The 25,856-nt window shown below is 61.9% G+C and carries 25 protein-coding genes and 1 riboswitch; of the genes, 10 read left to right on the top strand and 15 right to left on the bottom strand.

Features of this window, described 5'->3' with window-relative positions:
* Nucleotides 1-54 precede the first annotated feature (54 nt).
* Complete coding sequence (gene aat / locus KG698_RS08295; protein ID WP_213685104.1) at nucleotides 55-702, top strand: leucyl/phenylalanyl-tRNA--protein transferase; 648 nt, start codon at nucleotides 55-57, stop codon at nucleotides 700-702.
* Between the two features lie 6 nt (nucleotides 703-708).
* Here aat and KG698_RS08290 read toward each other — a convergent pair whose 3' ends face one another.
* From KG698_RS08290 to KG698_RS08280, 3 genes are all read right to left on the bottom strand, one after another.
* Nucleotides 709-1,281: a DUF2155 domain-containing protein gene (locus tag KG698_RS08290; protein WP_213685103.1), complete on the bottom strand. Its 573-nt coding sequence runs from the start codon at nucleotides 1,279-1,281 to the stop codon at nucleotides 709-711.
* Nucleotides 1,281-1,739 (bottom strand): outer membrane lipid asymmetry maintenance protein MlaD, encoded by a 459-nt coding sequence (mlaD, locus tag KG698_RS08285; RefSeq protein ID WP_213685102.1) that lies wholly within the window; start codon nucleotides 1,737-1,739, stop codon nucleotides 1,281-1,283. Before mlaD ends, KG698_RS08290 begins: the two co-directional genes overlap by 1 nt.
* An 86-nt stretch (nucleotides 1,740-1,825) precedes the next feature.
* Entirely contained in the window at nucleotides 1,826-2,203 is a 378-nt protein-coding gene (locus KG698_RS08280; protein WP_213685101.1) for an NADH:ubiquinone oxidoreductase subunit NDUFA12, read from the bottom strand.
* A 267-nt stretch (nucleotides 2,204-2,470) separates the two neighbouring features.
* Between KG698_RS08280 and KG698_RS08275 the strand changes: the two genes are divergently transcribed.
* Nucleotides 2,471-3,763, top strand: coding sequence for an O-acetylhomoserine aminocarboxypropyltransferase/cysteine synthase family protein (locus tag KG698_RS08275; RefSeq protein WP_213685100.1), 1,293 nt, complete (start codon nucleotides 2,471-2,473; stop codon nucleotides 3,761-3,763).
* A gap of 195 nt (nucleotides 3,764-3,958) precedes the next feature.
* On the top strand, nucleotides 3,959-7,129 hold the full coding sequence (locus tag KG698_RS08270; RefSeq protein ID WP_213685099.1) for a hypothetical protein: 3,171 nt from the start codon (nucleotides 3,959-3,961) through the stop codon (nucleotides 7,127-7,129).
* A gap of 8 nt (nucleotides 7,130-7,137) precedes the next feature.
* Here the strand turns inward: KG698_RS08270 and mgtE are convergent, their stop codons facing one another.
* Nucleotides 7,138-8,538 carry a magnesium transporter gene (mgtE, locus tag KG698_RS08265; protein ID WP_213685098.1) on the bottom strand — a complete coding sequence of 467 codons (1,401 nt, stop codon included), beginning with the start codon at nucleotides 8,536-8,538 and terminating at the stop codon, nucleotides 7,138-7,140.
* A gap of 105 nt (nucleotides 8,539-8,643) precedes the next feature.
* Here mgtE and guaD point away from each other — a divergent pair, with 105 nt between their 5' ends.
* Entirely contained in the window at nucleotides 8,644-9,930 is a 1,287-nt protein-coding gene (gene guaD / locus KG698_RS08260; RefSeq protein WP_213685097.1) for a guanine deaminase, read from the top strand.
* A gap of 107 nt (nucleotides 9,931-10,037) precedes the next feature.
* Here the strand turns inward: guaD and KG698_RS08255 are convergent, their stop codons facing one another.
* From KG698_RS08255 to KG698_RS08205, 11 genes are all read right to left on the bottom strand, one after another.
* Entirely contained in the window at nucleotides 10,038-10,781 is a 744-nt protein-coding gene (locus tag KG698_RS08255; RefSeq protein ID WP_213685096.1) for a proteasome-type protease, read from the bottom strand.
* A gap of 28 nt (nucleotides 10,782-10,809) precedes the next feature.
* The gene (locus KG698_RS08250) at nucleotides 10,810-11,613 is read right to left on the bottom strand and encodes a transglutaminase family protein (protein WP_213685095.1); all 804 of its coding nucleotides are present in this window, start codon (nucleotides 11,611-11,613) and stop codon (nucleotides 10,810-10,812) included.
* Nucleotides 11,614-11,618: 5 nt separating this feature from the next.
* Complete coding sequence (locus KG698_RS08245; RefSeq protein ID WP_213685094.1) at nucleotides 11,619-12,560, bottom strand: alpha-E domain-containing protein; 942 nt, start codon at nucleotides 12,558-12,560, stop codon at nucleotides 11,619-11,621.
* 4 nt (nucleotides 12,561-12,564) lie between these two features.
* Entirely contained in the window at nucleotides 12,565-13,992 is a 1,428-nt protein-coding gene (locus KG698_RS08240) for a circularly permuted type 2 ATP-grasp protein (protein ID WP_213685093.1), read from the bottom strand.
* A 117-nt stretch (nucleotides 13,993-14,109) separates the two neighbouring features.
* Nucleotides 14,110-14,547 carry a D-aminoacyl-tRNA deacylase gene (dtd, locus tag KG698_RS08235; RefSeq protein ID WP_213685092.1) on the bottom strand — a complete coding sequence of 146 codons (438 nt, stop codon included), beginning with the start codon at nucleotides 14,545-14,547 and terminating at the stop codon, nucleotides 14,110-14,112.
* 23 nt (nucleotides 14,548-14,570) lie between these two features.
* On the bottom strand, nucleotides 14,571-15,719 hold the full coding sequence (locus KG698_RS08230; protein WP_300983305.1) for a TFIIB-type zinc finger domain-containing protein: 1,149 nt from the start codon (nucleotides 15,717-15,719) through the stop codon (nucleotides 14,571-14,573).
* A 94-nt stretch (nucleotides 15,720-15,813) separates the two neighbouring features.
* Nucleotides 15,814-16,911: an SPFH domain-containing protein gene (locus KG698_RS08225; RefSeq protein ID WP_213685091.1), complete on the bottom strand. Its 1,098-nt coding sequence runs from the start codon at nucleotides 16,909-16,911 to the stop codon at nucleotides 15,814-15,816.
* 43 nt (nucleotides 16,912-16,954) lie between these two features.
* Nucleotides 16,955-17,890, bottom strand: coding sequence for a DUF2927 domain-containing protein (locus tag KG698_RS08220; RefSeq protein ID WP_213685090.1), 936 nt, complete (start codon nucleotides 17,888-17,890; stop codon nucleotides 16,955-16,957).
* A 6-nt stretch (nucleotides 17,891-17,896) separates the two neighbouring features.
* A complete protein-coding gene (locus KG698_RS08215) occupies nucleotides 17,897-19,081 on the bottom strand; it encodes a toxic anion resistance protein (protein ID WP_213685089.1) in 1,185 nt (394 codons plus the stop codon).
* Nucleotides 19,082-19,090: 9 nt separating this feature from the next.
* Nucleotides 19,091-19,987, bottom strand: a complete 897-nt coding sequence (locus KG698_RS08210; RefSeq protein WP_213685088.1) for a 5-bromo-4-chloroindolyl phosphate hydrolysis family protein — start codon at nucleotides 19,985-19,987, stop codon at nucleotides 19,091-19,093.
* Nucleotides 19,988-20,203: 216 nt separating this feature from the next.
* Nucleotides 20,204-21,097, bottom strand: coding sequence for a DUF726 domain-containing protein (locus KG698_RS08205; protein ID WP_213685087.1), 894 nt, complete (start codon nucleotides 21,095-21,097; stop codon nucleotides 20,204-20,206).
* A 131-nt stretch (nucleotides 21,098-21,228) separates the two neighbouring features.
* Nucleotides 21,229-21,307: riboswitch (SAM riboswitch) on the top strand.
* A gap of 70 nt (nucleotides 21,308-21,377) precedes the next feature.
* Between KG698_RS08205 and metZ the strand changes: the two genes are divergently transcribed.
* The 6 genes from metZ to KG698_RS08175 all read left to right on the top strand — a co-directional run bounded on the left by metZ (nucleotide 21,378) and on the right by KG698_RS08175 (nucleotide 25,839).
* Nucleotides 21,378-22,580, top strand: a complete 1,203-nt coding sequence (metZ, locus tag KG698_RS08200) for an O-succinylhomoserine sulfhydrylase (RefSeq protein ID WP_213685086.1) — start codon at nucleotides 21,378-21,380, stop codon at nucleotides 22,578-22,580.
* Nucleotides 22,577-23,074: a GNAT family N-acetyltransferase gene (locus tag KG698_RS08195; protein ID WP_213685085.1), complete on the top strand. Its 498-nt coding sequence runs from the start codon at nucleotides 22,577-22,579 to the stop codon at nucleotides 23,072-23,074. The genes metZ and KG698_RS08195 overlap by 4 nt, the downstream gene beginning before the upstream one ends.
* 97 nt (nucleotides 23,075-23,171) lie before the next feature.
* Entirely contained in the window at nucleotides 23,172-23,843 is a 672-nt protein-coding gene (locus KG698_RS08190) for a Crp/Fnr family transcriptional regulator (protein ID WP_213685322.1), read from the top strand.
* A 210-nt stretch (nucleotides 23,844-24,053) separates the two neighbouring features.
* Nucleotides 24,054-24,488: a YeeE/YedE family protein gene (locus tag KG698_RS08185; RefSeq protein WP_213685084.1), complete on the top strand. Its 435-nt coding sequence runs from the start codon at nucleotides 24,054-24,056 to the stop codon at nucleotides 24,486-24,488.
* A 5-nt stretch (nucleotides 24,489-24,493) separates the two neighbouring features.
* The gene (locus KG698_RS08180) at nucleotides 24,494-24,931 is read left to right on the top strand and encodes a DUF6691 family protein (RefSeq protein WP_213685083.1); all 438 of its coding nucleotides are present in this window, start codon (nucleotides 24,494-24,496) and stop codon (nucleotides 24,929-24,931) included.
* 23 nt (nucleotides 24,932-24,954) lie between these two features.
* Nucleotides 24,955-25,839: an MBL fold metallo-hydrolase gene (locus KG698_RS08175; RefSeq protein ID WP_213685082.1), complete on the top strand. Its 885-nt coding sequence runs from the start codon at nucleotides 24,955-24,957 to the stop codon at nucleotides 25,837-25,839.
* The last annotated feature ends 17 nt before the right edge of the window (nucleotides 25,840-25,856 follow it).

The raw sequence follows: 25,856 nt of genomic DNA, 5'->3' as shown, positions 1-25,856 counted from the left end.
CGTATTTTTCAATTTCCGCAGGACTTTCCCGGGCCGCAGACTATGTCGCCTCTCATGGCGCATGATATGCTCAGCCCGGTTCGCCCGGCGCTGTCACCCGAACTGATGATCAGGGCTTACGCGGCAGGGATTTTTCCCATGTCCGATGGTGCAGATCATGCTGGCATTTTCTGGGTCGATCCGCAGCGGCGTGGCGTGTTTCCGCTTGACGCTTTTCATGTCTCGCGGTCGCTCAAGCGCCGCATCGCGCGCGGTGGCTTCACGGTCACGATAAACCGCGATTTCCCCGGCGTGATCGCGGCCTGCGCCGACCGGTCCGAGACATGGATCAACGCCGATATCAACGCGACCTATCTATCGCTGCATACCCAAGGCTTTGCCCATTCCGTCGAGGTGTGGATGGATGGCGTGCTGGCGGGCGGCATTTTTGGCGTGGTGCTCGGGGCGGCTTATTTCGGCGAATCGATGTTCTCGCGCCGCACGGATGGGTCCAAGATCGCGCTTGCGCATCTGGTCACACGGCTCAGGGCGGGCGGGTTTCAGCTTTTCGATACGCAATTCACCACCGAACATCTGGAAAGTCTTGGCGCGGTGGAAATTTCGCGCGCCGAATATCGCCGGCAACTGCAACTTGCCGTGACGAGCCCCGCGGATTTCTTCGCCATCGACCGCGCGCAGGGATTGGATACCCGCGCGCCATAGCCCGGCTCAATTCGCTGTGCAGCGCAGCACCCAGACATCATAGCGGGGATGTTCCAAGGCGCTCAGCGCCGGGGCCGAGGCGATCATCCAGCCCGCGAAAAGCGGCGCGCCTTGCTGGTCGAGGATCTCGATAAAGCCGAAAGCGTCCGAGGCGGGATCATCGGTCGGATAGCGGCATTCGCGCACATGGATGACGATGCGCCCATAGATCACCGTCTCGCCCACGCTCATCTCAATATCCGTGGGCTGGCCCAGCATCCGGTCCAGCGCCCGCAATGTCACCCGCTGTGCCTGTGCGGTCTGGGGTTGGCTGATCGAGGTGATCGCACCACCCACACCGGGAAAAATCTCGAGCGAGACGCCTGATTGGCCCTCGGTGATCTGCAAGCCAATCGCGGGGCCGCCAAGGCCAAGGGTGCCATTCTCGCCCAGAGAGGGAAGCGAGGGATCAAGCGATCCTTCCGGCAAGGGCGCGAAACCTTCAATCGGGCCATCGCCGAAGCTGTCGAATTGTTGCGCGGCCCCCGGCGACAGCCCAAGCGCAAGCACGAGCGCCGCGATCGCGACTGGCCGACGCATCACTGCGTTCCGTCCCCCGACACGAAGCGCATCAGCAAGGTGATCAAGCTGACGGCACCTTGGGTATCGGTGATCATATCGCCCGGGCCGTAGTTGAAGGGCGAGCCGCCGGGAATAATCTCGACGAAATTGCCACCCAATAGCCCTTCGGAGGCGATGGCAATGGCGCTGTCATCGGGCAGCACGATATCGTCGCGCAGGCTAAAAGTGGTCTCAGCGCGGAAACTCACCGGGTCAAGCGTCATGTCGGTCACGGTGCCGACGCGCACACCGGCCAAGCGCACCTCTGTGCCCACCGCGATCCCTTCGGCCGAACGGAAGGAGGCCGCCATTTCATATGTCTGCCCACCCGCGCCCGCACCCGTCGTGCCGGAGGCATAGAAGAAAAATCCAGTCGCCACGGCCAGCACGGCTGCGCCGACGAGAACTTCGGTGATGGTGTTATCTTGCGTCGCCATGCCAACCCCCCGTCATCCCACGCTTATGGCGCGAAGCGGGCTGTGATCCAAGGGGGGTTTGTTGCAAACCAGCGCATCGCCGCCACTTACTCGGGGCGCCACGCCTCGTAGTCGGCGCGCACCAAGGGCTCAGCGCGCCGGATCGATCCAGCAGGCACATGCGCGGCGGGCGTTCCGGTGAGGTTCGGCAGATGCGGCTTTTCCCATGCTTTATGCGCGACGGGCGTCTCGCTTGGGGGCGTATCCCATGTGTGGTGCAGCCAGCCATGCCATTCAGCATCAACGCGGCTTGCCTCAACCTCGCCGTTGAAGATCACCCAGCGCTTTTTGTCGTCCTTGGAGCGATAGAAAATATTGCCCTGCGCATCGCTGCCGACCTTTTCGCCGTAGCGGGCGGTAAAGATCTGGGTGCCGATGGTCTGGCCGTTCCACCATGTGACGAGGCGCTTGAGAAAGGTGATCATGGGCTGCCCTTTCGGGGTTGCAGGTCCGATGGCCGAGTTTTGCCCCAACTGGTGCGGCCCGTCCAGTGCCATGCGGTCGCGCTTTTTGGTTTGGATCGTCCCGCCCTTGGCGGGCCGATCCGCGCGGGGGGCTGTCTGCCCCCCGCGACCCCCCGAGAGTATTTGTGAAGCAAAGATGGAAAGGCGGGATCGAACGCTGCGCGATTGCCGCGTCGCGGGCTTTGGCCTATTGCTGCGTGAAATATCGTTTCTTGAGGGGAGATACCGATGACCGATGGTCCAAGCTATGGCTTCGATACGCTGCAAATCCATGCAGGCGCACGCCCTGACCCGGCGACGGGCGCACGCCAAGTGCCGATCTACCAGACCACGGCTTATGTGTTTCGCGATGCCGAGCATGCGGCGGCACTCTTCAACCTGCAAGAAGTGGGCTATATCTACTCGCGCCTGACCAACCCGACAGTCGCCGCCTTGCAAGAGCGCATCGCCACGCTGGAGGGCGGGGTGGGAGCCGTGTGCTGTTCATCGGGACATGCAGCACAGATCATGGCGCTGTTTCCCTTGATGGCACCGGGGCGCAATGTCGTGGCCTCCACCCGGCTATACGGCGGCACGGTCACGCAGTTTTCCCAGACGATCAAGCGCTTTGGCTGGTCCGCGAAATTCGTCGATTTCGACGATCTTGACGCGCTGAAAGCGGCGATTGACGATGATACCCGCGCCGTTTTCTGCGAGGCGATCGCCAATCCCGGCGGCTATATCACCGATCTGCGCGCCGTCGCCGATGTGGCCGATGCGGCCGGTGTGCCGCTGATCGTCGATAATACCACCGCCACACCCTATCTGTGTCGCCCTATTGCGCATGGCGCGACGTTGGTGGTGCATTCGACCACCAAGTATCTGACCGGCAACGGCACAGTGACGGGTGGTTGTGTGGTCGATAGCGGGACATTTGACTGGTCTGCCAGCGACAAGTTTCCCTCGCTTTCCGCGCCCGAGCCCGCCTATCACGGCTTGCGCTTTCACGAGACCTTTGGCCCCTTGGCCTATACTTTCCACGGCATTGCCATCGGCCTGCGCGATTTGGGCATGACGATGAACCCGCAAGCCGCCCATTACACGCTGATGGGGATCGAGACGCTCTCCTTGCGGATGGATCGCCATGTGGAGAATGCGGTCAAGATCGCCAAATGGCTCGAGGCCGATCCGCGCATTGACTTCGTCACCTATGCAGGGCTTGAAAGCTCGCCCTATTTCGACCGGGTCAAGACGGTCTGCCCCAAAGGGGCCGGGGCGCTTTTCACCTTTGCGGTCAAGGGTGGGTATGATGCCTGTATCAAGCTGGTCGATTCGCTGGAGATTTTCAGCCATGTAGCCAATCTGGGCGATACGCGGTCGCTGATCATCCATTCGGCCTCGACCACGCATCGCCAACTGACACCCGAACAGCAAAAGGCGGCTGGTGCCGCGCCCAATGTGGTGCGTGTCTCGATCGGGATCGAGGATGCCGATGATCTGATCGCCGATCTTGATCAGGCTTTGGCGCGGGCCACGCAGTAGGGCCAAGGGATTGGATCGCCAAGAGGGGCGCAATCCGCGCGCCTTTTGGCGGTATCTTCGCTTGCCCATGGGTTTTTTTCCGCCGAAGATCGCGGCGCGCCTTGGGCAAGTGTTTTCCCCGGCGCATTTGTGATGTAGAGCAAGGGCGGCGAAAGTTTGAGCTGAGCCACTTGGGGACGACGACTAGGATCGGATGTGACGGTGAATTTCGCGCTGTTCTTGTCGCCGGAAGGCATCGCGCTGGCCCATCGCCAGGACGCGGGCCATTGGGCGCTGATCGGCGAGGTGCCATTCGCGGTGGCGGATCTGGCCGCGCAGATGGCTGGACTAAAGGCAATGGTCGGCGCGCGCGGAGATGCTGAGGCGCAGGTTTTGCTGGTCTTGCCCGATGACCAGATCCTTTACACCTCGTTCACGGCACCCACCCATGACGCGGGCTTGGTCACGGACCGGATCATCGCGGGGTTGGATGGGCTGACACCTTACCCGGTGGCTGATCTTGTCTATGATTGGCGCGCGGTCGAGCAAGACCGTATCAAAGTGGCCGTTGTCGCCCGCGAGACGCTTGATGAAGCGAAAGAATTTGCGACCGCGCATGGGTTCGTCGCCGCCGGTTTTGCCGCGATGCCGCCGGTCGAGCGCTACCCCGGCATGCCGGTCTTTGGCGATGCCAATGCGGCGGTCGATGCGGCCACCACCGATCTACGCTTTGGCCCCGATCTTTGGGTCGCCCCAGAAATCATTCCTGAGATCGCGCTTGCAACAAGCCCTAAGGCCGAGACATCCGACGCGGCGGCCACTGGTGCAGACCCCGTCCCGCCCCAAGTGGCAGAGAGTGGCGATGCAACGGGCGATGCCGCAACAAAACCCGTCGAGCCCACGGCCAAGACGGCGCAAGATCCCGCTCCAAAACCGCCGAAAAAGCCGAAGGCAAACATTGATAAAGCCGCAACGCTTTCGCCTGTCGCTGAGCCAATGCCAGCGCCAACGCCAGAGTCTCGGCTAGTTGTGACAGATGGTGCGATACCGGCAGCGGCGGACGTTGCACCAGATCGCAGCGCGCCGGTCCCCACCGCCCCCGAGGCTGAACTTGTCGCGCCTATAGCCGATCAGATTGCACCTAAGCCCGAGCCCAAGACAAAATCGGCTGCGATGCCAGAACCAACGCCGCCCGCGCCAGAGGCGGTGATCGAGGCCGATCTGCCCGAACAGCCCAGCGCAAGCGCAGAGCCCGACCAAGCCAACGACCAGCCTTTGGACAGGGACATGAAGGCTGAGGCTGAGCCAGAAGAGGTGGTTGCGCTCGCGGACCTTCTCGATCCGATGTTTGACCGCATGATCACCCCTATCGGGGATGCGGCGGTCGCGGACGATGATCTTCTATCACAAGCACCAAATCGGGCCGCCTCCGTGGTGACGACCGAAGCCTCCACGGCGCAGCCAAGCGGTCCAGATGATGCACCGTCCGATCAGGCGACCGACAAGGCCACCGCCCCCACCCAGCCGATCTTTGGCTTCAGCGCCAAGCGCCGCCCGGGCGCCAAGCCCACCAAATCCACCGCAGCCGAGCTTGGTGCTGCGACGAGCAAACTGATGGCGGAGACGCGCAGCAGGTTGGGCTTTGGTGGCCCATCGGCAGAAGCAAGCAAACAGCGCCACCCTGATGTGACCCTTGCCCCGCCACGCCGCGTGGAACCCACCCCCGACCGCCCGGGAAGTGCTTTCGTGGCGCAACTCGCACGCGTGCGCGATGCCAGCAAATCACGCCCAAAACCGCAAGGCGAACCGCCCTCTCTTGCGCCACAGGCTGAGGCGTCAGCCGCAGCGCCCACCGAAGTGGCGCGCAAAAGCACAGGCGCGATTGCCGCTGGCATCAAGAACCTCAGTGCGGGGAAAACCACCGCGCCCGCTACCAGCAGGCCAGATGCAGCACTTGCAGCCGGGCTTTTGGCGCGCAAATCCAGCCAACCGCCCGGGCCATCGCTACGTACAGGTCTGGTGCTGACGCTGGCATTGCTGATCTTGCTGATCATCATTGCGGTCTGGTCAGTGCTGTTTTTGCCCGACAGCCCAATGGCGCGGCTATTTGGCGGCGGGAATACGACCCAGACAGCACAATCCGACATTGCCGATCCACCCCCGATGGCCAGCGTGCCGGCGATACCAAGTGGGGTCGCAGAACTAGCACCGACACTTGGCACGATCAGCCCGCCCGACGCCTTGGCAGATGCGCAAGCAAGCGAAGAGATCGCATTGACGCCCGTCGCGCCCCCAATCGCCCCGGCCCCTGCTCCAAGCCCGGTCGCCACACTTCCGGGCATTGATGCCGATCTTGACCTGGCACCCTTGCCGCCCATGCCCGACGCGCTTTTGCCAACCATCGCAGAGGCCGAGGCGCTTTATGCGTCCCAACAGATCTGGCCGCGCCCACCCGAGCGGCCTTTTTTCAGCCCCTTCACCCTGACCGATGACATCTACATCGCCTCCATCGACCCCGAGGTCTCGGCCTTCGATGCCGTGGCGCTTTCCGATCCGCAGATCGATCTGCGCGAGGTGCTACGCCGTGTCCCAGCCCCGCCAGCCTTCGGCGTCAGGATCGACCGCGATGCACGCGGCTTGGTGGCCCCGACGGCTGAGGGTGTGCTGACGCCGGAGGGGGCTTTCGTGATCTTGGGTCAGCCCGAGGTCGCGGCCATTCCGCGCCCGCGTGAGATCGCGCCAGCGCCGCCAACGCCGCCCGTAAGTTTGAATGTGCAAGATGCGATCTTGAGCACGATCCAGCCGCGCCCGCGCCCCATCAATCTGGATGAAACGCGTGAGCGGCAACTGCTGGGTGGTCTAAGCCGGACCGAGCTTGCCGCGATGCGCCCGACACTGCGCCCTGTATCAGCCCAAGAGAATGCAGCGCGCGCCTCGCTCTTTCCGCAAGCCGGCGAAACCGCCACTGATGCCACGACGCCGGTTGCACCCGTGACAGGCGGCACCGCGCGCGCGGTCACGACCTCACGCGTGCCAAGCGCGCGCCCCGCCGATTTCGCCACGACCGTTGCCGCCGCGACCAGCCGACCGACAGCCCCCGCCACGGTCAGCGCCGCTGCCTTTGCGCCTGCACCCGCCATCCCGTCCAATGCCGATGTGGCACGCGCCGCTACTAGTCGCAACGAGATCCGCCTGCGCGACATCAACCTCATCGGGATTACCGGCACATCGTCAAACCGGAGCGCGCTGGTGCGCCTGTCATCGGGCCGCTTCGTGCGGGTGGCGGTGGGCGACCGCCTTGATGGTGGGCGCGTCGCCGCCATTGGCACGACATCGCTGCAATACGTGGTCAATGGGCGCAATATCACCCTCGAAATTCCGGGCTAGACCGCACCCTACAGCAAGAACACCACTGCAAGCCCCAAAAAGGCAAGAAAACCCACCACATCGGTGACAGTGGTCACAAAAGCCCCCGAGGCCAAGGCCGGATCGATATTCAGCCGGTCCAGCAAAACCGGGATCAAGATACCCGCCAGCCCCGCCACCAACAAGTTGATCACCATCGCCGCAGCAATCACCCCGCCCAAGGCGAGGCTGCCGAACCAGATCAACCCCACAAGCCCCATCATGGCGGCAAAGACCATCCCGTTGATCAAACCAACAGCCGCCTCGCGCAGCACAACCCGCATCAGGTTTGACCTTGTCAGATCGCGCGTGGCAATCGCGCGCACCGCCACGGTCAGCGATTGTGTCCCCGCATTGCCCCCCATCGAGGCCACGATCGGCATCAAGACCGCCAAGGCCACGATCTGCGCGATTGCTGCCTCGAACTGCGCGATCACCAGCGAGGCAAGGATGGCCGTGATCAGGTTTACGAAAAGCCAAGGAAAGCGTTGCTTGGTCGTCTCGATCACCCGGTCCGACAGGCTTGATTCCTCACCCACACCGGCAAGCTTCAGAAAATCCTCCTGCGCGCCCTCATCAAGCACGATCATCGCGTCGTCGATGGTGATGACACCGACCAGCCGCCCATCCTCATCGACAACAGGCGCCGAAATCAGGTGGTATTGGTTAAAGGCATAAGCGACGTCATCCTCATGCTGGGTGGCGGGGATGGTGCGAAAACTATCCTCGGTCACATCCTTTAGTGCGGTATCGCGCGGCGATGACAAAAGCCGCCCCAGCGTGACATAGCCCATGGGCTTCATCCGCGGATCGGTCAGGACCACATGATAGAATTGCTCAGGCAGCTCCAGCTTGCGCGCGCGCAGATAATCGATCATCTCGCCCACGGTCCAATGCTCGGGCGCATGAACCACTTCGCGCTGCATCAAGCGGCCCGCCGATTCCTCGGGGTAAGCCAGCGCTTGTTCCACCGCGACACGGTCGGATGGTTCCAGCACATCAAGAATGGCCTCGATCTGGTCATCTTCCAGATCCTCGACCAGATCGACGACATCGTCGCTGTCGAGCTCGCGCACCGCATCGGCCAGCACATCTTGCGGCAACAGGCCGATGACCTCTTCGCGCAAGCCCAAATCAAGCTCGGAGAGCACCTCACCATCGATGCCGCGCGACCAAAGCGCCAGCCACGCGGCGCGCTCCGCGTCCGAGACCTGCTCCAAAAGATCGGCGATATCGGCCGCATGCAATGGCGCCATCAGCGCATCGATGGCCGCATCATCGCCTGCGGCGACCAGTTGCTTCAGCTGCCCGCGCAAGCTTTCGTCAAGCGCATAGGCATCGCGCATCTCGTCTTCGTCACGATGCAGGAGTTGCTCTTCTTGGCGCGCCATCTCAACCCCCTCACCATTGCTCGACACTCTTCGCTTTGCCCCTAACATAGGACGCAGCGTACGGCTATCACGGCAAATAAGGATTTTCATTGCAAAGGGACCGACATGTCAGACCGGTTAATCCTTGGCCAAACACTCACCTTCGCGGGCGACCCTGCCGCAGTTGGGCTGGGCGCGGCCCAGCATGAAGCCAATGGCGCGGTGCTGATCCGCGCGGGCCACATCGCCCAGATCGGCCCGGCACGCGCGCTGCGCGCCGCCTATCCCGACGCCGCAATCACCGATCATGGTGAGGGGCTCATCCTACCCGGTTTCGTCGATGCCCATGCCCATTACCCGCAGACAGCCATTATCGCCAGCTGGGGCAAACGCCTGATCGATTGGCTCAATACCTATACCTTCCCCGAAGAGGCCCGATTTGCCGATCCTGCCTATGCCGCCCTGATCGCCGCACGCTACCTTGATCTCCTGCTCAGCAATGGCACCACGACAGTGGCCAGCTATTGCACAATCCATCCGCAAAGCGTCGATGCCTTCTTCAGCGAAGCCCAAGCCCGTGGCATGCGGGTGCTTGCAGGCAAAACCTGCATGGATCGCGACACGGCACCCGCTTTCTTGCGCGACACGGCCCAATCGGCCTATGACGACAGCCGCGCGCTTTTGTCCCGATGGCATGGTGTTGATCGGCTCTCCTATATCATCACACCGCGTTTCTCGCCCACCTCGACACCGGCGCAGCTTTCGGCCCTTGGCGCGCTTTGGGCCGAACACCCCGATTGCCTGATGCAGACCCATCTGAGCGAACAAACAGACGAGATCGCTTGGGTGCAATCCCTCTACCCGCAAGCGCGCGACTATCTCGACACCTATGAGGCGCATGGGCTTTTGGGTCCGAACGGTCTTTACGGCCATGCCATCCATCTCGAGGCGCGCGAGATCGACCGTCTGGCCGAGGTTGGCGCGGCCCTTGTCCATTGCCCCACCTCCAATAGCTTTATCGGCTCTGGGCTTTTCGATATGGGCCTGCGTGACCGGCTTCGGGTGGGGCTTGCCACCGATACCGGCGGCGGGTCGTCCTTTTCGATGCTGCGCACCATGGCCGCCGCTTATGAGATCGCCCAGCTGCGCGGCACGGCGCTCCATCCGGCCGAACTGTTGTGGCTGGCCACGGGCGGCAGTGCAAAATCCCTGCGCCTTGAGACCAAGATCGGCCGCCTTGCCCCCGGCTATGAGGCCGATCTGGTCGTGCTCGACCTTGCCTCTACTTCCGCAATCGCACAGGCCAGCGCGCGCGCAGACGATATCTGGCAGGCCATCTTTCCCACCATCATGATGGGCGACGACCGCGCAATCGCACAGGTCTATGTCGCGGGCCACGCGCGCAAACCCTGACCCACCAGCGCCATCTTTGCTTTCCAAATACTCCGGGGGGCCGCCTGTGGCGGCGGGGGCAGAGCCCCCCGAATTTTCGTACGAAAATTCGCACCACCCCGCGCCGCTTAACTCTCGAGCGAATAGGCGGGCAAACCGTCAAAAGCGGCGCGCAAGGCCTCGCCCCAACCCGATGAGATCATCTCGTAAAAGGGATCATCGCGCGCGATCCGCCGCACTGCACCCGTGCAAAGGCTATCGGCTGCATACAGATGAAGATCGAGCGGTAAGCCTACGGAAAGATTTGCTTTAATCGTGCTGTCAAAGCTCAGCATCAACAGCTTCACCGCATCTTCAAAGCTCATCGCCGGATCATAGGCGCGCACCAAGATGGGCTTGCCGTATTTTGTCTCGCCGATCTGGAAGAACGGCGTGTCCTCGGCCGCTTCGACGAAGTTCCCCTCGGGGTAGATCATGAACAGGCGCGGCTCGCCCCCCTTGACCTGACCGCCAAGGATCATCGTGGCCGAAAACGGGCTATCGGCCTGTAGCCCTTCGCGGCGGGTTTGTTCCGCGATCACCTCGCGCAGGGTTTCACCGACCAGCTTGGCCACCTGAAACATCGAGGGCGCTTCAAAGATCGATGGGTGGCCGCGCTCCTCCGCCGGTTTCGCGCGCTCGTGCAAAAGCGACACCACCGCCTGCGTGGTCGCCAGATTGCCCGCCGTCATCAAGGTGATCGCCCGTTCACCGGGGCGTTCCCACAAAAACATCTTCTTGAAAACGCTGATATTATCGACACCCGCATTGGTGCGTGTGTCCGACATGAACACCACGCCACGGTTCAGCTTTAGCCCCACGCAATAGGTCATTTTCCCACCCCCAAGCCCCGTGCTTGTCCTACTGCTGCTGCACTTGGATGTCGATGGACATCGCCTCGCCCCCTGCGCCGAAACGCAGCCCGCTGATGGGTGCGGCCTCGCGGTAATCAAGGCCCGTGGCGACGCGCACATAGCGCGGATCGGGTGATATCCCGTTCGAGATGTCAAAGCCGACCCAGCCCAGCACATCCACATAGGCCTCTGCCCAGGCGTGGCTGGCATCTTGATGCACCCGGTCATCCATCATCAAATAGCCCGAGACATAGCGCGCCGGATATCCCATCGCCCGTGCAGCGGCGACAAAGACATGGGCATGATCTTGGCACACCCCGCCGCCATGCTCCAATGCTTCTTCGGCGGTCGTCTCGGCTTGGGTCAGCCCGATCTCATAGGGCATCGCGGCCCTGATACGCGCCGAAAGCGCATGCAGCCGTGGCAGGTCTTGGGGCTCTTCTTCCTTGAGCCCACGCAGCAAGGCGCGCAACCTTGCGCCGGGCCGGGTGAGATCGGTAATGCTTTCGAAGTACCATAAGGGCGCAAAGCCGCCATGCCGCCCAGTGATGCCCGCAGTATCGGTGGTGTCCACCTCGCCCTCGCAGCGAAGCACGATGGCCTTGGCGCGCGCGTCGAAAGAGACAAGCGTGACGCGGTTTTGGTGATGATCGGTAAACTCTGTCTCGACCTGCCCGCCGTCGATCTCCATCGTCCAGCGCAACACATTCTGCCCGGTCCGGCTTTGGGGCACCAAGCGCAGCTGTTGCAGCCCGTAGGCGACGGGGTTCTCGAAGTGATAGGTCGTGGTGTGCAGGATCTTCAGCTGCATCGCGGTCATCCTAAAAACCGGTAATCGGCTTCGACCTGCTGGCCAAGTTTTGCCACATCGGCCAGAAAATCGGTGATAAACTCATGCAAACCATCCTCGAAAACACGCTCGATCTTGCCGTGGCGTAGCCTTCCGGCCAGCCCGTCAATCGCTGCGTGGCAGGGGTGGCGCGTGCCGTAAGCTTGTTCCAGATAGGCGAGGTTCGTCGCGATCTTGCCCACCGAAAACGCAAGGCTGCGCGGCATGCGCGTGTCGAAAATCAAGAAATCCGCGATGCCGATGGGGCTGGTTTCGCCTTGGGTGATCCAGCGATAGGCGCGCATGCCCGCGACCGAGCGCAGGATGGTCTCCCATTGCACATTATCAAGGCTTGAGCCGATCTGGCTGATCGAGGGTAAAAGCACGTAATACTTCACATCCAAGATCCGCGCGGTGTTGTCCGCGCGTTCCAAGAATGTGCCTAAGCGGCAGAAATCGAAAATATCATTGCGCAGCATCGTGCCATGCATCGCACCGCGCACCAGTGCCGATTGCTGGCGGATCAGCGCCAAGACCTCGGGCAGATCGCGGGCAGAGACGGGGCGGGCAAGTGCTTGTTTCAGAACCATATAGGTGTCGTTCACCGCCTCCCACACCTCGCGCGTGATGGCGGTGCGCACAAGGCGGGCATTTTGGCGCGCCGCCGAGATGGCCGACAGGACCGAGGAGGGGTTCGCCATATCGCGCAGCATGAAATCGATGGCTTTGGCCGCCTCGATCTGGCCATGTTTTTCAAAATAAAGATGCGCCACGGACGCCGTCTGCAGCACGCTGGTCCATTCGTCGTCATCGCCATCGGCACGCGTCAGCGCGATACGAAACCCCGTCTCGATCAACCGCGCGGTGTTTTCCGACCGCTCGAGATAGCGAAACATCCAAAACAGGCCACCTGCGGTTTTGCCCAGCATTGCCCTATTCCTCCAGCACCCAAGTATCCTTGGTGCCCCCACCTTGGCTGGAGTTCACCACGAGGGAACCTTTTTTCAGCGCCACCCGCGTCAACCCGCCGGGCGTGATGGTGATCTTATCGGGGGCCACCAGCACGTAAGGGCGCAGATCGACATGGCGCGGGGCCAAGCCTGCTTGCGTCAAGATCGGCACGGTCGACAGCGCAAGCGTGGGCTGGGCGATGTAATTGGCGGGTTTCGCCGTCAGCTTGGCCCGAAACGCCGCCAGCTCTTTCTTTGACGCCGCAGGCCCGACCAGCATGCCATAGCCGCCCGAGCCATGCACCTCTTTGACCACCAACTCGCTCAGGTGATCGAGCACATAGGCCAGCGCATCTGCCTCGGAACAGCGCCAAGTGGGCACGTTTTGCAAAATCGCCTTTTCGCCGGTATAGAACTCAACAATATCAGGCATGTAGGAATAGATCGCCTTGTCATCCGCGATGCCCGTTCCCGGCGCATTGGCAATGGTGATGCCGCCCGCGCGGTAGACATCCATCACGCCCGGCACACCCAACAGGCTGTCAGGGCGGAAATTCAGCGGATCGAGGAAATCATCATCCACCCGGCGATAAAGCACATCGATGGGCTTATAGCCTTGGGTCGTGCGCATCTGCACCTTGCCACCCGTGATGCGGATATCATGCCCCTCGACCAGTTCGACACCCATTTGGTCGGCCAGAAATGCATGTTCGAAATAGGCGGAATTATGGATGCCCGGCGTCAACACCGCCACCGTGCAATCAGGCGAGCAATCGCGCGGCGCGGATGCGGCCAGCGAGCGGTGCAGATTGACCGGGTAATCTTGCACCGGCTGCACCTTGATGCGGGTGAAAAGCTCGGGAAACATCTGCAACATGGTTTCGCGGTTTTCGAGCATATAGGACACGCCCGATGGGGTGCGGGCGTTATCCTCCAGCACGAAGAACTCATCCTCGCCCGTGCGCACCAGATCGACGCCGACGATATGGGTATAAACACCACCCGGCGGTGCCATCCCGATCATCTGGGGCAGAAAGGCGGCGTTCTTGGCGATCAGGTCGACCGGCACGCGGCCTGCGCGCAAGATCTCTTGGCGGTGGTAGATGTCGTGCAAAAACGCGTTGATCGCGCGCACGCGCTGCTCAATCCCGCGGGTTAGCCGCGCCCATTCGCGCCCCGAGATGATACGCGGCACCAGATCAAAGGGGATCAGCCGTTCATCGGCCTCGGCCTGTCCATAGACGTTGAAGGTGATACCGGTGCGCCGAAAGAACCGCTCGGCATCGGCGGATTTCTTGCGCAGATCGCGCAAGTCTTCGCCCCGGAACCAGCCATCATAGCCCGCATAGGGCGCGCGGGGGGCGCCGCCCCCTTGGTACATCTCGTCGAAAAAGATTGGCGTGTCGCTCATTGCAACCATTGTGAAAAGCTTGGACCCATCGGTGCAGACCCCGAATGTAAGGGCCAGACAAAGGCATCTGCATCAGCCCATGAAGAGGTCATTATGCATATTATTTGGGCGAAGTGCTTAATTTTCTAGCCATATCGTGACGGGCCCATCATTGACAAGTTGCACGGCCATATCCGCACCGAATTGCCCGGTCTCTACCTTTGGGCCAAGTGCGGCCAGGGCGGTGGCAAAGCGCAGATACAACGCCTCGCCCTGATCCGGGGGGGCGGCGGTGGAAAAACCGGGGCGGTTGCCCGAGCGCGTGTCAGCGGCCAAGGTGAACTGGCTGACCACCAGTGCGCCGCCCCCGGTATCGAGAAGCGCGCGGTTCATCTTGCCCGCCGCGTCTTTGAAAATGCGCAGCTTGGCGATCTTGGCGGCCAGCGCGTCGGCTTGGTCTTGCGTGTCGCCCTGCATCGCGCAAACCAAGATCAACAGACCCGGCCCGGTCTGGCCGATCAACTGGCCCGCTACGCGCACCTGTGCCTCGGTCACGCGCTGTACCAATGCCCGCATGGTTTTGCCCCCATCATGCGGCGCTATCTGAATGCGCCGCCGTCTTCCATCACCCCATAAAGGTAGCCCGCCAGCGCGATGATCACCAGTGCGGCCAAAACCGCGAGCGTGATCTTGATCCACGACCAAGGCCGCTCACCCTGTACGCGGCCCGTCTGGCCATTGACGACAAAGCGGTAAGACTGGCCGCGATACTTGTAGGCCGCGACCCAGATGGGCAAGAGGATATGCTTGAAGGTGACATCATCAATGCGCAGCGTCATCTGGTCGATCCGCTGGGCGTCACCCCCGATATCGCGGCGGATATCCTCGCGAATTTGCGCCTCCATCACGGCCTTGGCCTCCTCAAAGCCTTCGTCAAGCGCGACTTGATAGCCTTCGGCGCGAAAACCCGACAGAAATTCGGGGCGATAGCCGCGCAAGCCCGTAAAATCCCAAGGCGCAAGCCTGTCGGTGAACCGCTTGGGCAGGGAGCGCGAGGCAAGGATCAAGATATCGTCAAAGGCGCGCGCAACCCGCCCCGAGGCGCGCCGCCAGCGGATGCGCCGCTCTTGGCGGGATTTGCCATCGGGGCCGCGCACGGTGACGTAATAGGCATCACCGCGCTGGCCGCGATATTGCGTCGCTGTTTCGGCGTCATAGGTCCAATAGGGGACATAAACGCCCTGCATCCGCCGCCCCTTGCGGGCATAGGCCTGTAGCCCGTTGGGCGCGAACCAGAGCCGCCCCAACCAATCATTCATCGCCTGATGCGCCTGCCGTTCGGTCAGTTGAAAGGGGATCACGCCCTTGGGCTTGATATGGCGATGGGTGCCGGTATCGGCCACGACCGGCGTGGCGCAAAAAGGACATTCCTTGGCATGGATATCGGGTTGAAACGCCACCTGCGCGCCACAGCCGGGGCAATCTGTGACGCGCGTCTCCTCCATCTCTTCGCGGGGCAGTTTGGCGGCAATCGCAGTCTCGTAATCCAGCTCGATCAGCGCGGGCGCTTCGCGCGCCCATGGGCCGTGGGTGCCTGTATCGATTGGCGCGGCATGGCCGCAATGATCGCAGATCAGCCGCCCCTCGCTTGGTGCAAAGCGCAGGTCCGAGCCGCATTTGGGGCAGGGAAAGCGCGCCTCCTCCAAAAGGGGTGTCTCACTCTTGGCCATTTCGCGCTGATCGATCATTGCCACTCGTCCCTGACCATCCGCGCGGGCGCGCCTGATGGAACCTTCATCTTTCCAAAAATACGCATGCGACCAAGCCGCAAAAACCCATGCTTCAGTTGGGGGGCGGCGGTGGCGGCAGCACGGTGAAAAGCTGGGCCAGCTCGGTTACATCGCCCGCGTGTTTCCAGCCATCTTGGCCTGCGGTCCAGACATGGCTTTGGCGGGTCAATTCACCATTGGCGGCCATGCGCCCCAGCGCTGCCTTGGAAAACGGCCCCCGCGTCTGGCCGTTCTCGGCGATATGCCAGACATGCTCGACCGGCGGCGGCGGGGGGGCAGCGGCCGGGGAGGGGGCCATGGATTGCGCCAGCCCTTGGGCCATCGCCATACCCATCCCCATGCCAAGACCCGCCCCCATGCCACCGTCGCCACCGGGGTTGGCGGCTGCCAGCCGCATCGCCTCGGCGGTTTGGAACTGGGTGTATTTCGACAAATCACCCACCACCCCCATGGAGGTGCGCCGATCAAGCGCCTCTTCCACGGCGGCAGGCAGCGAGATATTCTCGATATAAAGCTCGGGCAACTCCAGCCCATAGGCCGCAATCGTGCCCGCGATGCGGGCGGCCACCAGCTTGGCGAATTCGGCTGTATTGGCCGCCATATCCAGCACCGGAATACCCGCCGAGGCGACAGTCTGGCTGAATTGCTGGACAATGATATTGCGGATCTGGTCGCTGACCTCATCTGTTGTGAACTCGCCATCCGTGCCGACGATCTCGGTCATAAAACGGCCTGCATCGGCCACCTTGACGCTATAGGTGCCAAAGGCGCGCAGCCGCGTTGGCCCAAACTCGGGATCGCGCAGCATAATGGGGTTTTTCGTGCCCCATTTGAGATTGGTAAAGCGCGCGGTCGAAACGAAATAGATCTCGGATTTGAAGGGCGAGGCAAAGCCGTGATCCCAGTGCTGCAGGCTGGTCATGATCGGCATATTGTTGGTCTCGAGCATGTAGAGACCGGGGGTGAAGACATCGGCCAGCCGCCCCTCATGGACGAAAACGGCCATCTGGCCTTCGCGCACCGTCAGCTTGGCGCCGTATTTGATCTCATGGCCAAAACGCTCGAACCGCCAAACCATCGTGTCGCGGGTATCATCGGTCCATGCGATGACATCGATGAACTGGCCCTTGAGAAAATCCATGAATGGCACGGTCTGGCACTCCTTATTTCGGTCGTAATGCTACACGGGGCGATCAGCTTGATCCGCCCATCAATTCCTCGGCGATGATACGCACCATCGGGCGCGCGGCCTCGGGCGTCAGGCCCGGTGTTAGGCGCGGGTCATAAAGAATGCGCAACAGCGCCTCGTCATGGGGCGTCAGTAGCGAAAACTCTTCGTCGTCATTGAAGATCGAGGGGCGCGCGCGCGGACTGTCATTGGGCAGGCCCAGACCTTGGGCCACCTCTTCATGCACGCAAGAGCGGCGCAAAAGGCTGGGATGCTCGCTGCGAATGATCGCGATGGCCGTCCGATAGACGGGGCGCGCACCATGTTCTGAAAAGGCAAAGACCGCGCAAAAGGTCGATCGCGGCATATTCTGGATCTCGTTGATGGTTTCTTGCCCGATCCCCGGCAAAAGGCGGCGCAATAGATCACCCGCCGCGCGTTGCTCGTCGCGATCAAGGTAGAGGACATGGAAATTGCCCCCCTCCGGCACGGTGATCACGGGATGGCCGCTGGCCCGCGAGAGCCTGCGCGCATAGGTCGATAGGATCGATAAATCCTCGGCCTGTTGAAGCGCATCGACCGATGCACCGAAATGGGCCTGTAGCTGTACAGGCACCTCCCAGCGGCGGAGCTGGGCGGGTGTTTCGCGCTGGATAAAGCGCCCCCCCGACAGGATATACTCGTCGTAAAGCGCGATCCGCTCGAAATTCGCCGCCAGCGTCTCTGCGGTGTAGGGGGCATCCGTCACCCCACCATCGCTGCGCAGCAGCCCATCGGCCACCAGTCGCGCCTCGATCGTCGTGTAATAGCGCGCAAGTGCCGCGCTTTCGGGCGATTGGACATAGCCCGCCCCATCGCCCGGATCGGCGGTGGGCGGGGTTTGCGGCCCGGTCTGCACCATGCAGGCCGACAGCCCAAAGGCTGCGGCACAGATGATCAGAGAGCGGGCCGCTTGGCGCATGCTCGCTTAGCCCACCGGCGTGATGTCGGCAGCAGGCGGGGTGGCACGCGCCGAGGCGGCGCTGAGCGTGTCGCGCAATTCGGTTTCCATTTTCTTCATCTCCTCTTCGGCGGCGGCACGGCGGCGTTTGCCTTCATCGGCGATCTGCAAGGATTCCTCGATGGTGGCGATCAATTCCGCATTGGCGGTTTTGACCGCTTCAATGTCGAACACCCCGCGCTCCATCTCTTCGCGCACGATGCGGTTGCTGTCGCGCAGGTTTGCGGCATTGCGGGTCAACAGATCGTTGGTGAGATCGGAGGCCTCGCGCACCGCTTTTGCCGCTTCGGTCGAGCGTTGGATCGTGACCGCTTGGGCCAGCTGGGTTTCCCATAGCGGCACGGTGTTGACCAAGGTCGAGTTGATCTTGGTGACAAGCGATTTGTCGTTTTCCTGCACCAGCCGGATCGAGGGCAGCGATTGCATCGTCACCTGCCGCGTCAGCTTGAGGTCATGGACGCGGCGTTCCAGATCGTCGCGCGCGGCGCGCAGATCGCGTAATTCTTGCGCCTTGAGGATTTGGTCGGCCTCAGGTGCGGCATCAACCTCGGCCGCTTTGGTGGGGATTGCCTCTTCATCCAACTCGCGCAGCTTCTCTTCGCCCGCCGCGATGAAGAGCGCCAGCTCATGGTAGAAATCGAGCGTCTTTTCATAAAGCAGGTCGAGGGATTTGATGTCCTTCATCAGCGCATGCTCGTGGCGGAGCAGGTTCTCGGTGATGCGGTCGATCTGGTCTTGGACCTGTTCGTATTTGGCGATGAAATTATGGAGGGGTTTGGCGCGGCCAAAAAGGCGCTCCCACCAGCTTTGCTTGCGGTTTGGGTCAAGCTCATCGACCGAAAAGCCCCGGATGGTGCCCACGATCTCGCGTAGGCTATCGCCCGCCGGGCCCACATCCTTGTTCTTGACGCCTTGCAGCATGGCTTGGCTGATCTGTTGCAATTCGGCCTGTGCGGACGAGCCAAAGCTGACGATGGAGTTTGTATCGCCCATGTCGATTTGCGCCATGCGCGCGCGGATTTGTTCGGCGGTCGGCGCGTCGGCCTGTGGCAGCGGGATCAAATCAGCCGATGGATCGGGCAGCACCACGGCATTGATTTCGTCGATCATCTTTGCGGTTGCCTCGGCCTGTTGGCGAATTTCGGTGGTCATGGTCGGTCCTTATCCCTCGTTATGCAAGTTTTCACGGTTAAGACGGTCGCGCAGCACCTCGGTTTCGATGTCGAAATTGGTGCGGTCATCGCGCAAAAGCGCGGTGGTCCGGCTGGCGAAATTCGTGTCGAGATCATCGAGAAAGGCGATGTAATCGGCGCGCACCTCCGCGTCGCGGCTGCGGGCGTAGAGATCGGCAAATTGCATGGTCGCATCGCGCGCGCCTTGGAGATAGACGCCCAGATAACGCCGCGCGGCGGCCAGATCGCGCGGATCGGCCTCGACCTGACGGAAAAGGCCGCGCACGGTTTCGGAAAATCCCGCGACCCGGTCCTCAAGCTGGTTGTCGCGCGCGCGGCGGATGGCATCGCGCATCTGCGCAAGCAGCTTTTCGGCCTCGTCGATCTTGCGCGCGATCCGGTCGCTTTGCATGCGGTCGACACCCTCCATCCCCTTGTCGCGGAGGGGATCAAGCCCAAAAGCGCCCAGATGCAGCGCCCCTGCGATCAGCGCGCTGAGCAACGCGGGCAGCACGGCCCATTGCCCGCCGAACACCAATAGCCCGACACCCGCGGCCATGGAGACGGCACCGAAAATCTTGCGCGGGATGGCCGGGCGGCGCGCCACTTTGCGCTCTGCAAACGCATCCTCGGCCCGCACCCCGTCGCGGGTCAGCCATGCCGATAGCAACAGCGCGCCCATTCCCACCAGATCGGTGGCCATCGCGATGAGCGGCTGAAAGAAGACGCTCAACAAAGGCAAAAGCGCCAGCGCGAAAAGAAGGTTTAGCTTGGCACCGTGGCGCATCGGCTTGCGGCCACGAAAACTGACCGGTTCGGGGCGTGGTGAGCCGGCTTTTGCGCTGCGTGCCTCTGGGCTGAACTCTCCGCCAAACCGCTGTGCCATGTCAAAGCGTCCCAAAGCCGCCGAAGACGGCCATGACAACGACCACCATCAACGCGAAAAACGACACACCTTGAAGAAAACCAGAACGCATACTCACCCCATCCCCCGCATCATCGCGATCATCCTCAGGTTAGAAAACTTTCGCGCGGAAAAAAAGATGGCGCGCACCGCTTGGGTCAGATTGCCCTTATCGCAGATCGGGATCACCCGGCCCGATCACAAGGGCGAGAGGCCCCAGCGCGGGCGTTTTTCGTCCAGATGGCGCGTTTCTTGGGCAAGCGCATGATCAAGCCTGTCCAAGATATCAGCAGCGGTCGGGTCGAACACTGCACGGTAAAGCCGAAACAGCCCCGGTCGCAAATAGGTTGACCAATGACAGATCGGGCCTTGCGGTGGACGAATACGGATGCCCAAGCGCTGCAAGGCCGCCCGACTATGGGCGCGGTCGATGAAAAGATCGCTCCAGCCCGCTTGATCGGCCATGCCAGCCGAGAGCGCCCAATCCGTCACGCGTGGCGCGGGGACGGATAGGCGAAAAATCAGATCGAACAGCGCATTCTCACCGCTGGCGACGTTAAGCACCCGCGCGCTGCGCCCTGCGGGGCTGGCCATCGCTGCGCGCGCATGGCTGCAATATTCAGCCCCCGATAACAGGACGAGGCGTGCAACATCGCCGGCGCGCAGATTGTGCAGTGCGCACAGTGCTACCCGCGCGCCCAGCGAATGTGCAATCAGGTTGACGGCCAGATCGCGGCGATGGCTGCGGATATGGGCGATCAGATCGGCCAGAATCCGCCCCATCGCAAAAGCGCGTGCCGCGACCCGTCCCAAAGCGCCGCGTGCATTCCAGCCAAAGCCGATGCCCAGACCGGTTTTATCGCGGTGCAGATGCAGATGGCGCGGCCAGCTGATCGCCTTCCAACAGCCCGGATCGGGGGTATGCGACAAGATATGGCCATGCGGGTCATGGCCGCTGACGCCCGGTGCGAAACGGTAGCCATGCACCATGATCGTAACCGTGCCGCCCTTGGGCAGCGCGACCAATGCCGCCGTCAACCCGCCCTCATCGCGCCATCCGTTTTCGGATGCGGTGATGGAAATCAGCCCCATGCCCGTCGTCCTTGCCAGACCTTGCGGGCCAGATATGGCTGTGCCGCAACATTTGGATGAAGGCTGCGCGACATTTCCGTGACGGGTGCGCGCAATCAACCCCGCTTGACGCCGCCGTGGCCAAGGCGTAGCCACTCGCGCGTGGCGATTTGTGAACCGGATTGCGGGCCACGTTAAACATTCCGCTAAAGAGGTCGCGGATGTTCGGCTTGCCCGCACCACCCCGACCCTCAGCTTAACCGAGGTGTTGCGCCTCGAAACGATGCGAAAGGAAACGGGTATGACGCGCGTGAATAATCCCAATTGGAAACCCCGCACCCGCGCCGTGCATGGCGGCACCAAGCGCAGCCAATATGGCGAGGTGAGCGAGGCGATCTTTCTCACCCAAGGCTTTGTCTATGACACAGCCGAAGCCGCCGAGGCGCGCTTTGTTGCAACCGGCCCCGATGAATATATCTATGCCCGCTACGGCAATCCCACGGTCGCTATGTTCGAGGAACGCATCGCCGGGCTAGAAGGGGCCGAGGCCGCCTTTGCCACGGCAAGCGGCATGGCGGCGGTCAATGGCGCGCTTGTGTCGATGCTACGCGCGGGCGATCATGTCGTCTCGGCGCGCGCGCTCTTTGGCTCATGTCTTTATATCCTCGAAGAGGTGCTGACCCGCTACGGCGTCACCGTCAGCTTTGTTGATGGCACCGATCTGGCCGCCTGGCAGGCCGCAATCCGGCCCGACACGAAAGCGGTGTTTTTCGAGTCGATCTCGAACCCCACGCTCGAGGTCATCGATATCGCCGCCGTGTCAAAGCTTGCCCATGCGGTTGGTGCGCTGGTGATCGTGGACAATGTCTTTGCCACGCCCGTGTTCCAAGACACGCTGGGCTTGGGCGCGGATGTCGTGATCTATTCGGCCACCAAGCATATCGATGGCCAAGGGCGCTGTTTGGGTGGCGTGATCTTGGGCAGCCATGACTACATCAACAAAACCGTCATTCCCTATATGAAGCATACGGGCGGCGCGATGTCGCCCTTTACCGCTTGGGTCATGGTCAAGGCGCTTGAGACGATGGATTTGCGCTGTCGCGCACAGGCCGAAGGCGCGCTGCGCATTGCCACAGCGCTTGAGGGGCAGGCGGGGTTGACGCGGGTCATCTATCCCGGTCTGGCCAGCCATCCCCAGCATGGCCTTGCCATGTCGCAGATGGAAAAGGGCGGCACGATGATCGCGATGGAGATCGCAGGCGGGCAAGCGGCGGCGTTTCGGTGTCTCAACGCACTTGAGACGATCATCATCTCGAACAATCTGGGCGATGCGAAATCGATTATCACCCATCCTGCCACCACCACCCACCAGCGGTTGTCCGATGCGCAAAAGGCGACGCTTGGCATCACCCCCGGTTTGGTCCGCCTATCGGTCGGGTTGGAAGACCCCGATGATCTGATCGCCGATTTGCTGGCGGGTCTCGCCGCGGCGGCCCGTACATGAACGGGCTGACCTTTCGGCCCTGCCGCGTGACCGATGCGCCGGGGCTTGCCAAGATTTATCACCGCGCGGTCCATGAAGGGGCAGGGCGGCATTATTCGGCGGAACAATGCAACGCCTGGTCGCCTAGCCCCCCGATGGACGAAGGCTGGTGTCGCCGCTTGATCGAGGCGCAGACCATCGTGGCCGAACGCGGCGACGCACTTTTGGGCTTTATGACGCTTGATATCGCCACGGGTTGGGTGGATTTCGCCTATGTTGTCCCTGAGGTGATGGGCCAAGGCGTGGCCGATACGCTTTACGCCATGCTTGAAGGGCGTGCCCGTTCCGCTGGTCTGCGCGATCTGGAAACAGAGGCAAGCCTTTTGGGCGAACGCTTTTTTCGCAGGCAAGGCTGGCGCGTCATCACGCGCACCCAGATCACGCGGGACGGTGTCACCATGCCAAGCGCGCTGATGCGCAAGCCCTTGGCGCGCGCACGCTTCGCTGCGGCATGAGCGCGCCGCCGACCTGTGGTGTCGTGCAAAGGGGATGCAATTTGCACCGCGCGGCGTTACGTTACCCCAAGGATCATCCCGCGTGAAAGCCACGGACATGACGGCGCTGGCCAAGACTGATGATTGGATCGACCGTTTCGATGGCCTCAGCAGGCTTGAGCCAGCCCTGCGCAATGTGCTGACCACGCGCAGCCATGTTGTGCGCCTGCCCGCCGACAGCGTCATCTTTGGCCCCGGCAAATCGCCCGACAACCTGTTGTTGCTCTTGCAAGGCACGGTGCGCGTGCAGCAATTGGCCGAAAGCGGCCGCGAGGTCGTGCTTTACCGCGTCACCGCAGGCGAAAGCTGCGTGCTGACCACGGCCTGCATGCTGGCCTATGAGGATCACGCCGCCGAAGGCATCGCCGAGACCGAGATTGTCGCCGCCGCCATTCCGCGCGGCGTCTTTGACGAGCTTGTCGCCTCCTCCAAGGAATTTCGCAATTTCGTCTTCCGCGCCTATTCGCGGCGCATCACCGATCTGTTCCATGTGATCGAGGATATCGCCTTTCGGCGCATGGATATCCGGCTGGCGCAAAAGATCATTGAACGCGCCGATACCGGGGTGCTCAAGGCCACCCATGCGCAATTGGCCGCCGAACTTGGTACAGCGCGCGAGGTGATCTCGCGGCAATTGGCCGAGTTTCAGCGCCGTGGCTGGATCGCGCAATCGCGCGGCGTCATCGAGATTCGCGATTGCGATGGGTTGCGCGGCTTGGCCGAAACCTGACATCGACGGCCGGTCTGGAAAATCTCGAGATTTTCCGCGCGGAAAACCCGGGTTTTCCGCTCTGTTTCCACGCTCGAGAGGGGCTTGTGTGACTAGGTCACTGATCGCGCCCACACGAATCGCTATGCATGATCTTGCGAACAGGAAGGAGCCAGTCAAAATGACTGCAATGAACAAGCTATGCTTGCCCGTCACCCATGGGGTGCGCGCATGATCGAAACAGCATTCACACCACTCACCTCGGCCTTCGGCGGCGCCCTGATCGGGCTGTCTGCGGTTTTGCTGATGCTGACCATTGGTCGCGTCATGGGGGCCACGGGCGTTTTGGCGGGCATTTTCGCGCCCTCGTCTTGGCAAGATGCCAGCTGGCGTATCGCGCTCTTGCTGGGCATGGTCACCGGCCCCACGGTCTATTGGCTGGTTGCAGGCCAGATGCCCGAAATCACGGTCCCCGTCTCCACCCCCATGCTGCTGATTGGCGGCTTTATCGTGGGCATCGGCGTGACCTATGGGTCGGGCTGCACCTCGGGGCATGGCGTGTGCGGCATGGCGCGGCTTTCGCCCCGCTCGATCGCGGCCACGCTGACCTTCATGGCGACGACCGCCGTGACCGTCTATCTCGTCCGTCACGTTTTCGCAGGGTGATCTTGATGCAGCTGATTATCATTTATCTCGTCGGTGTGGTCTTTGGCACCGGTATCGTGGTCTCGGGCATGGCAAACCCTGCCAAGGTCATCAATTTCTTCGATATCGCGGGCACATGGGACCCCTCGCTTGCCTTTGTCATGGGCGGCGCGCTGATCGTGACCGCTGTGGGCTACCGCATGGTCTTTGGCCGCGCGCGTCCCTTGTTCGAGGGGCGCTTCGTGCTTCCCACCGCGCGCAATCTTGACGCGCGGCTGATCGGTGGCTCGGCGGTCTTTGGCGTGGGCTGGGGCATTGCGGGCTTTTGCCCCGGTGGTGCGCTGCCGGCGCTCGGCACGGGCCGGATCGAAGTGATCTTGTTTGTCGCAGCCCTTCTTGGCGGCATCTTTGCCGCGAAATTCTTGCAAAACCTGTCTCGGCCCAAAGCTGAGGCAACATCGTAAACCACCAAGCCGGAGGGCCTGATATGTCCGATTTTCCCGTGAACATGAATGTCCGTCCCGAGGTCGAGCCGTTTTTCGACCCCGCGACCAACACGATCTCTTATGTCGTGAAGGACCCAAACTCCAACAGCTGCGCTATTGTCGACAGCGTGATGGATATCGATTACGCGGCCGGTCGGATCACCTATGACAATGCCGATGAGATCATCGCCTATGTCGAGGAAAAGGGCCTGAAGGTCGAGTGGCTGATCGAGACCCATGTCCATGCCGATCACCTGTCGGCCGCGCCCTATATCCAAGCCAAGCTCGGCGGCAAGATCGGCATCGGGCGCAACATCACCGTGGTGCAAGATACCTTTGGCAAGGTCTTCAACGAAGGCACCGAGTTTCAGCGCGACGGCAGCCAATTCGACAAGCTGTTCGATGATGGCGACAGCTACGAGATCGGGGGCTTGCGCGCTTTTGCGATCTACACCCCCGGCCATACGCCCGCTTGCATGACCCATGTGATGGGCGATGCGGCTTTCGTGGGTGACACGCTGTTCATGCCCGATGGTGGATCGGCGCGCGCCGATTTCCCCGGCGGTGATGCAGGCACGCTTTATGACAGCATCCAAACGGTGCTGAGCCTGCCTGACGAGATGCGGCTGTTCATGTGCCACGACTACGGCCCCAATGGCCGTGATATTCAGTGGGAAACCACCGTGGGCGATGAAAAGGCGCATAACATCCATGTGGGCAGCGGCAAGACCAAGGATGACTTTGTCAAGTTCCGCACCGAACGCGACGCGCAGCTTGATATGCCCAAGCTGATCATCCCGTCTTTGCAGGTGAATATGCGCGCAGGCGACATTCCCAAGGACAAGGACGGCCGCCCCGTTCTCAAGGTTCCGCTGAACGCGCTCTGATCGGGCAGGGGCGGGGG

This window comes from Roseicyclus sp., assembly GCF_018402035.1.
Taxonomy (GTDB): domain Bacteria; phylum Pseudomonadota; class Alphaproteobacteria; order Rhodobacterales; family Rhodobacteraceae; genus Roseicyclus.
Note: the sequence above shows the minus strand (reverse complement) of the source record. Positions and strands in the feature narration are given on the sequence as shown.

What these genes read in the sequence shown, in the direction of transcription:
- KG698_RS08195 (WP_213685085.1), top strand. Translation starts at nt 22,577, where the DNA reads ATGAACGGGCTGACCTTTCGGCCCTGCCGCGTGACCGATGCGCCGGGG.
- KG698_RS08175 (WP_213685082.1), top strand. Translation starts at nt 24,955, where the DNA reads ATGTCCGATTTTCCCGTGAACATGAATGTCCGTCCCGAGGTCGAGCCG.
- aat (WP_213685104.1), top strand. Translation starts at nt 55, where the DNA reads ATGGCGCATGATATGCTCAGCCCGGTTCGCCCGGCGCTGTCACCCGAA.
- dtd (WP_213685092.1), bottom strand. Translation starts at nt 14,547, where the DNA reads ATGCGGGCATTGGTACAGCGCGTGACCGAGGCACAGGTGCGCGTAGCG.
- KG698_RS08220 (WP_213685090.1), bottom strand. Translation starts at nt 17,890, where the DNA reads ATGCGCCAAGCGGCCCGCTCTCTGATCATCTGTGCCGCAGCCTTTGGG.
- KG698_RS08210 (WP_213685088.1), bottom strand. Translation starts at nt 19,987, where the DNA reads ATGGCACAGCGGTTTGGCGGAGAGTTCAGCCCAGAGGCACGCAGCGCA.
- guaD (WP_213685097.1), top strand. Translation starts at nt 8,644, where the DNA reads ATGTCAGACCGGTTAATCCTTGGCCAAACACTCACCTTCGCGGGCGAC.
- KG698_RS08230 (WP_300983305.1), bottom strand. Translation starts at nt 15,719, where the DNA reads ATGATCGATCAGCGCGAAATGGCCAAGAGTGAGACACCCCTTTTGGAG.
- metZ (WP_213685086.1), top strand. Translation starts at nt 21,378, where the DNA reads ATGACGCGCGTGAATAATCCCAATTGGAAACCCCGCACCCGCGCCGTG.
- KG698_RS08275 (WP_213685100.1), top strand. Translation starts at nt 2,471, where the DNA reads ATGACCGATGGTCCAAGCTATGGCTTCGATACGCTGCAAATCCATGCA.
- mgtE (WP_213685098.1), bottom strand. Translation starts at nt 8,538, where the DNA reads ATGGCGCGCCAAGAAGAGCAACTCCTGCATCGTGACGAAGACGAGATG.
- KG698_RS08190 (WP_213685322.1), top strand. Translation starts at nt 23,172, where the DNA reads ATGACGGCGCTGGCCAAGACTGATGATTGGATCGACCGTTTCGATGGC.
- KG698_RS08290 (WP_213685103.1), bottom strand. Translation starts at nt 1,281, where the DNA reads ATGCGTCGGCCAGTCGCGATCGCGGCGCTCGTGCTTGCGCTTGGGCTG.
- KG698_RS08245 (WP_213685094.1), bottom strand. Translation starts at nt 12,560, where the DNA reads ATGCTGGGCAAAACCGCAGGTGGCCTGTTTTGGATGTTTCGCTATCTC.
- KG698_RS08215 (WP_213685089.1), bottom strand. Translation starts at nt 19,081, where the DNA reads ATGACCACCGAAATTCGCCAACAGGCCGAGGCAACCGCAAAGATGATC.
- KG698_RS08240 (WP_213685093.1), bottom strand. Translation starts at nt 13,992, where the DNA reads ATGAGCGACACGCCAATCTTTTTCGACGAGATGTACCAAGGGGGCGGC.
- KG698_RS08180 (WP_213685083.1), top strand. Translation starts at nt 24,494, where the DNA reads ATGCAGCTGATTATCATTTATCTCGTCGGTGTGGTCTTTGGCACCGGT.
- KG698_RS08185 (WP_213685084.1), top strand. Translation starts at nt 24,054, where the DNA reads ATGATCGAAACAGCATTCACACCACTCACCTCGGCCTTCGGCGGCGCC.
- KG698_RS08205 (WP_213685087.1), bottom strand. Translation starts at nt 21,097, where the DNA reads ATGGGGCTGATTTCCATCACCGCATCCGAAAACGGATGGCGCGATGAG.
- KG698_RS08255 (WP_213685096.1), bottom strand. Translation starts at nt 10,781, where the DNA reads ATGACCTATTGCGTGGGGCTAAAGCTGAACCGTGGCGTGGTGTTCATG.
- mlaD (WP_213685102.1), bottom strand. Translation starts at nt 1,739, where the DNA reads ATGGCGACGCAAGATAACACCATCACCGAAGTTCTCGTCGGCGCAGCC.
- KG698_RS08250 (WP_213685095.1), bottom strand. Translation starts at nt 11,613, where the DNA reads ATGCAGCTGAAGATCCTGCACACCACGACCTATCACTTCGAGAACCCC.
- KG698_RS08280 (WP_213685101.1), bottom strand. Translation starts at nt 2,203, where the DNA reads ATGATCACCTTTCTCAAGCGCCTCGTCACATGGTGGAACGGCCAGACC.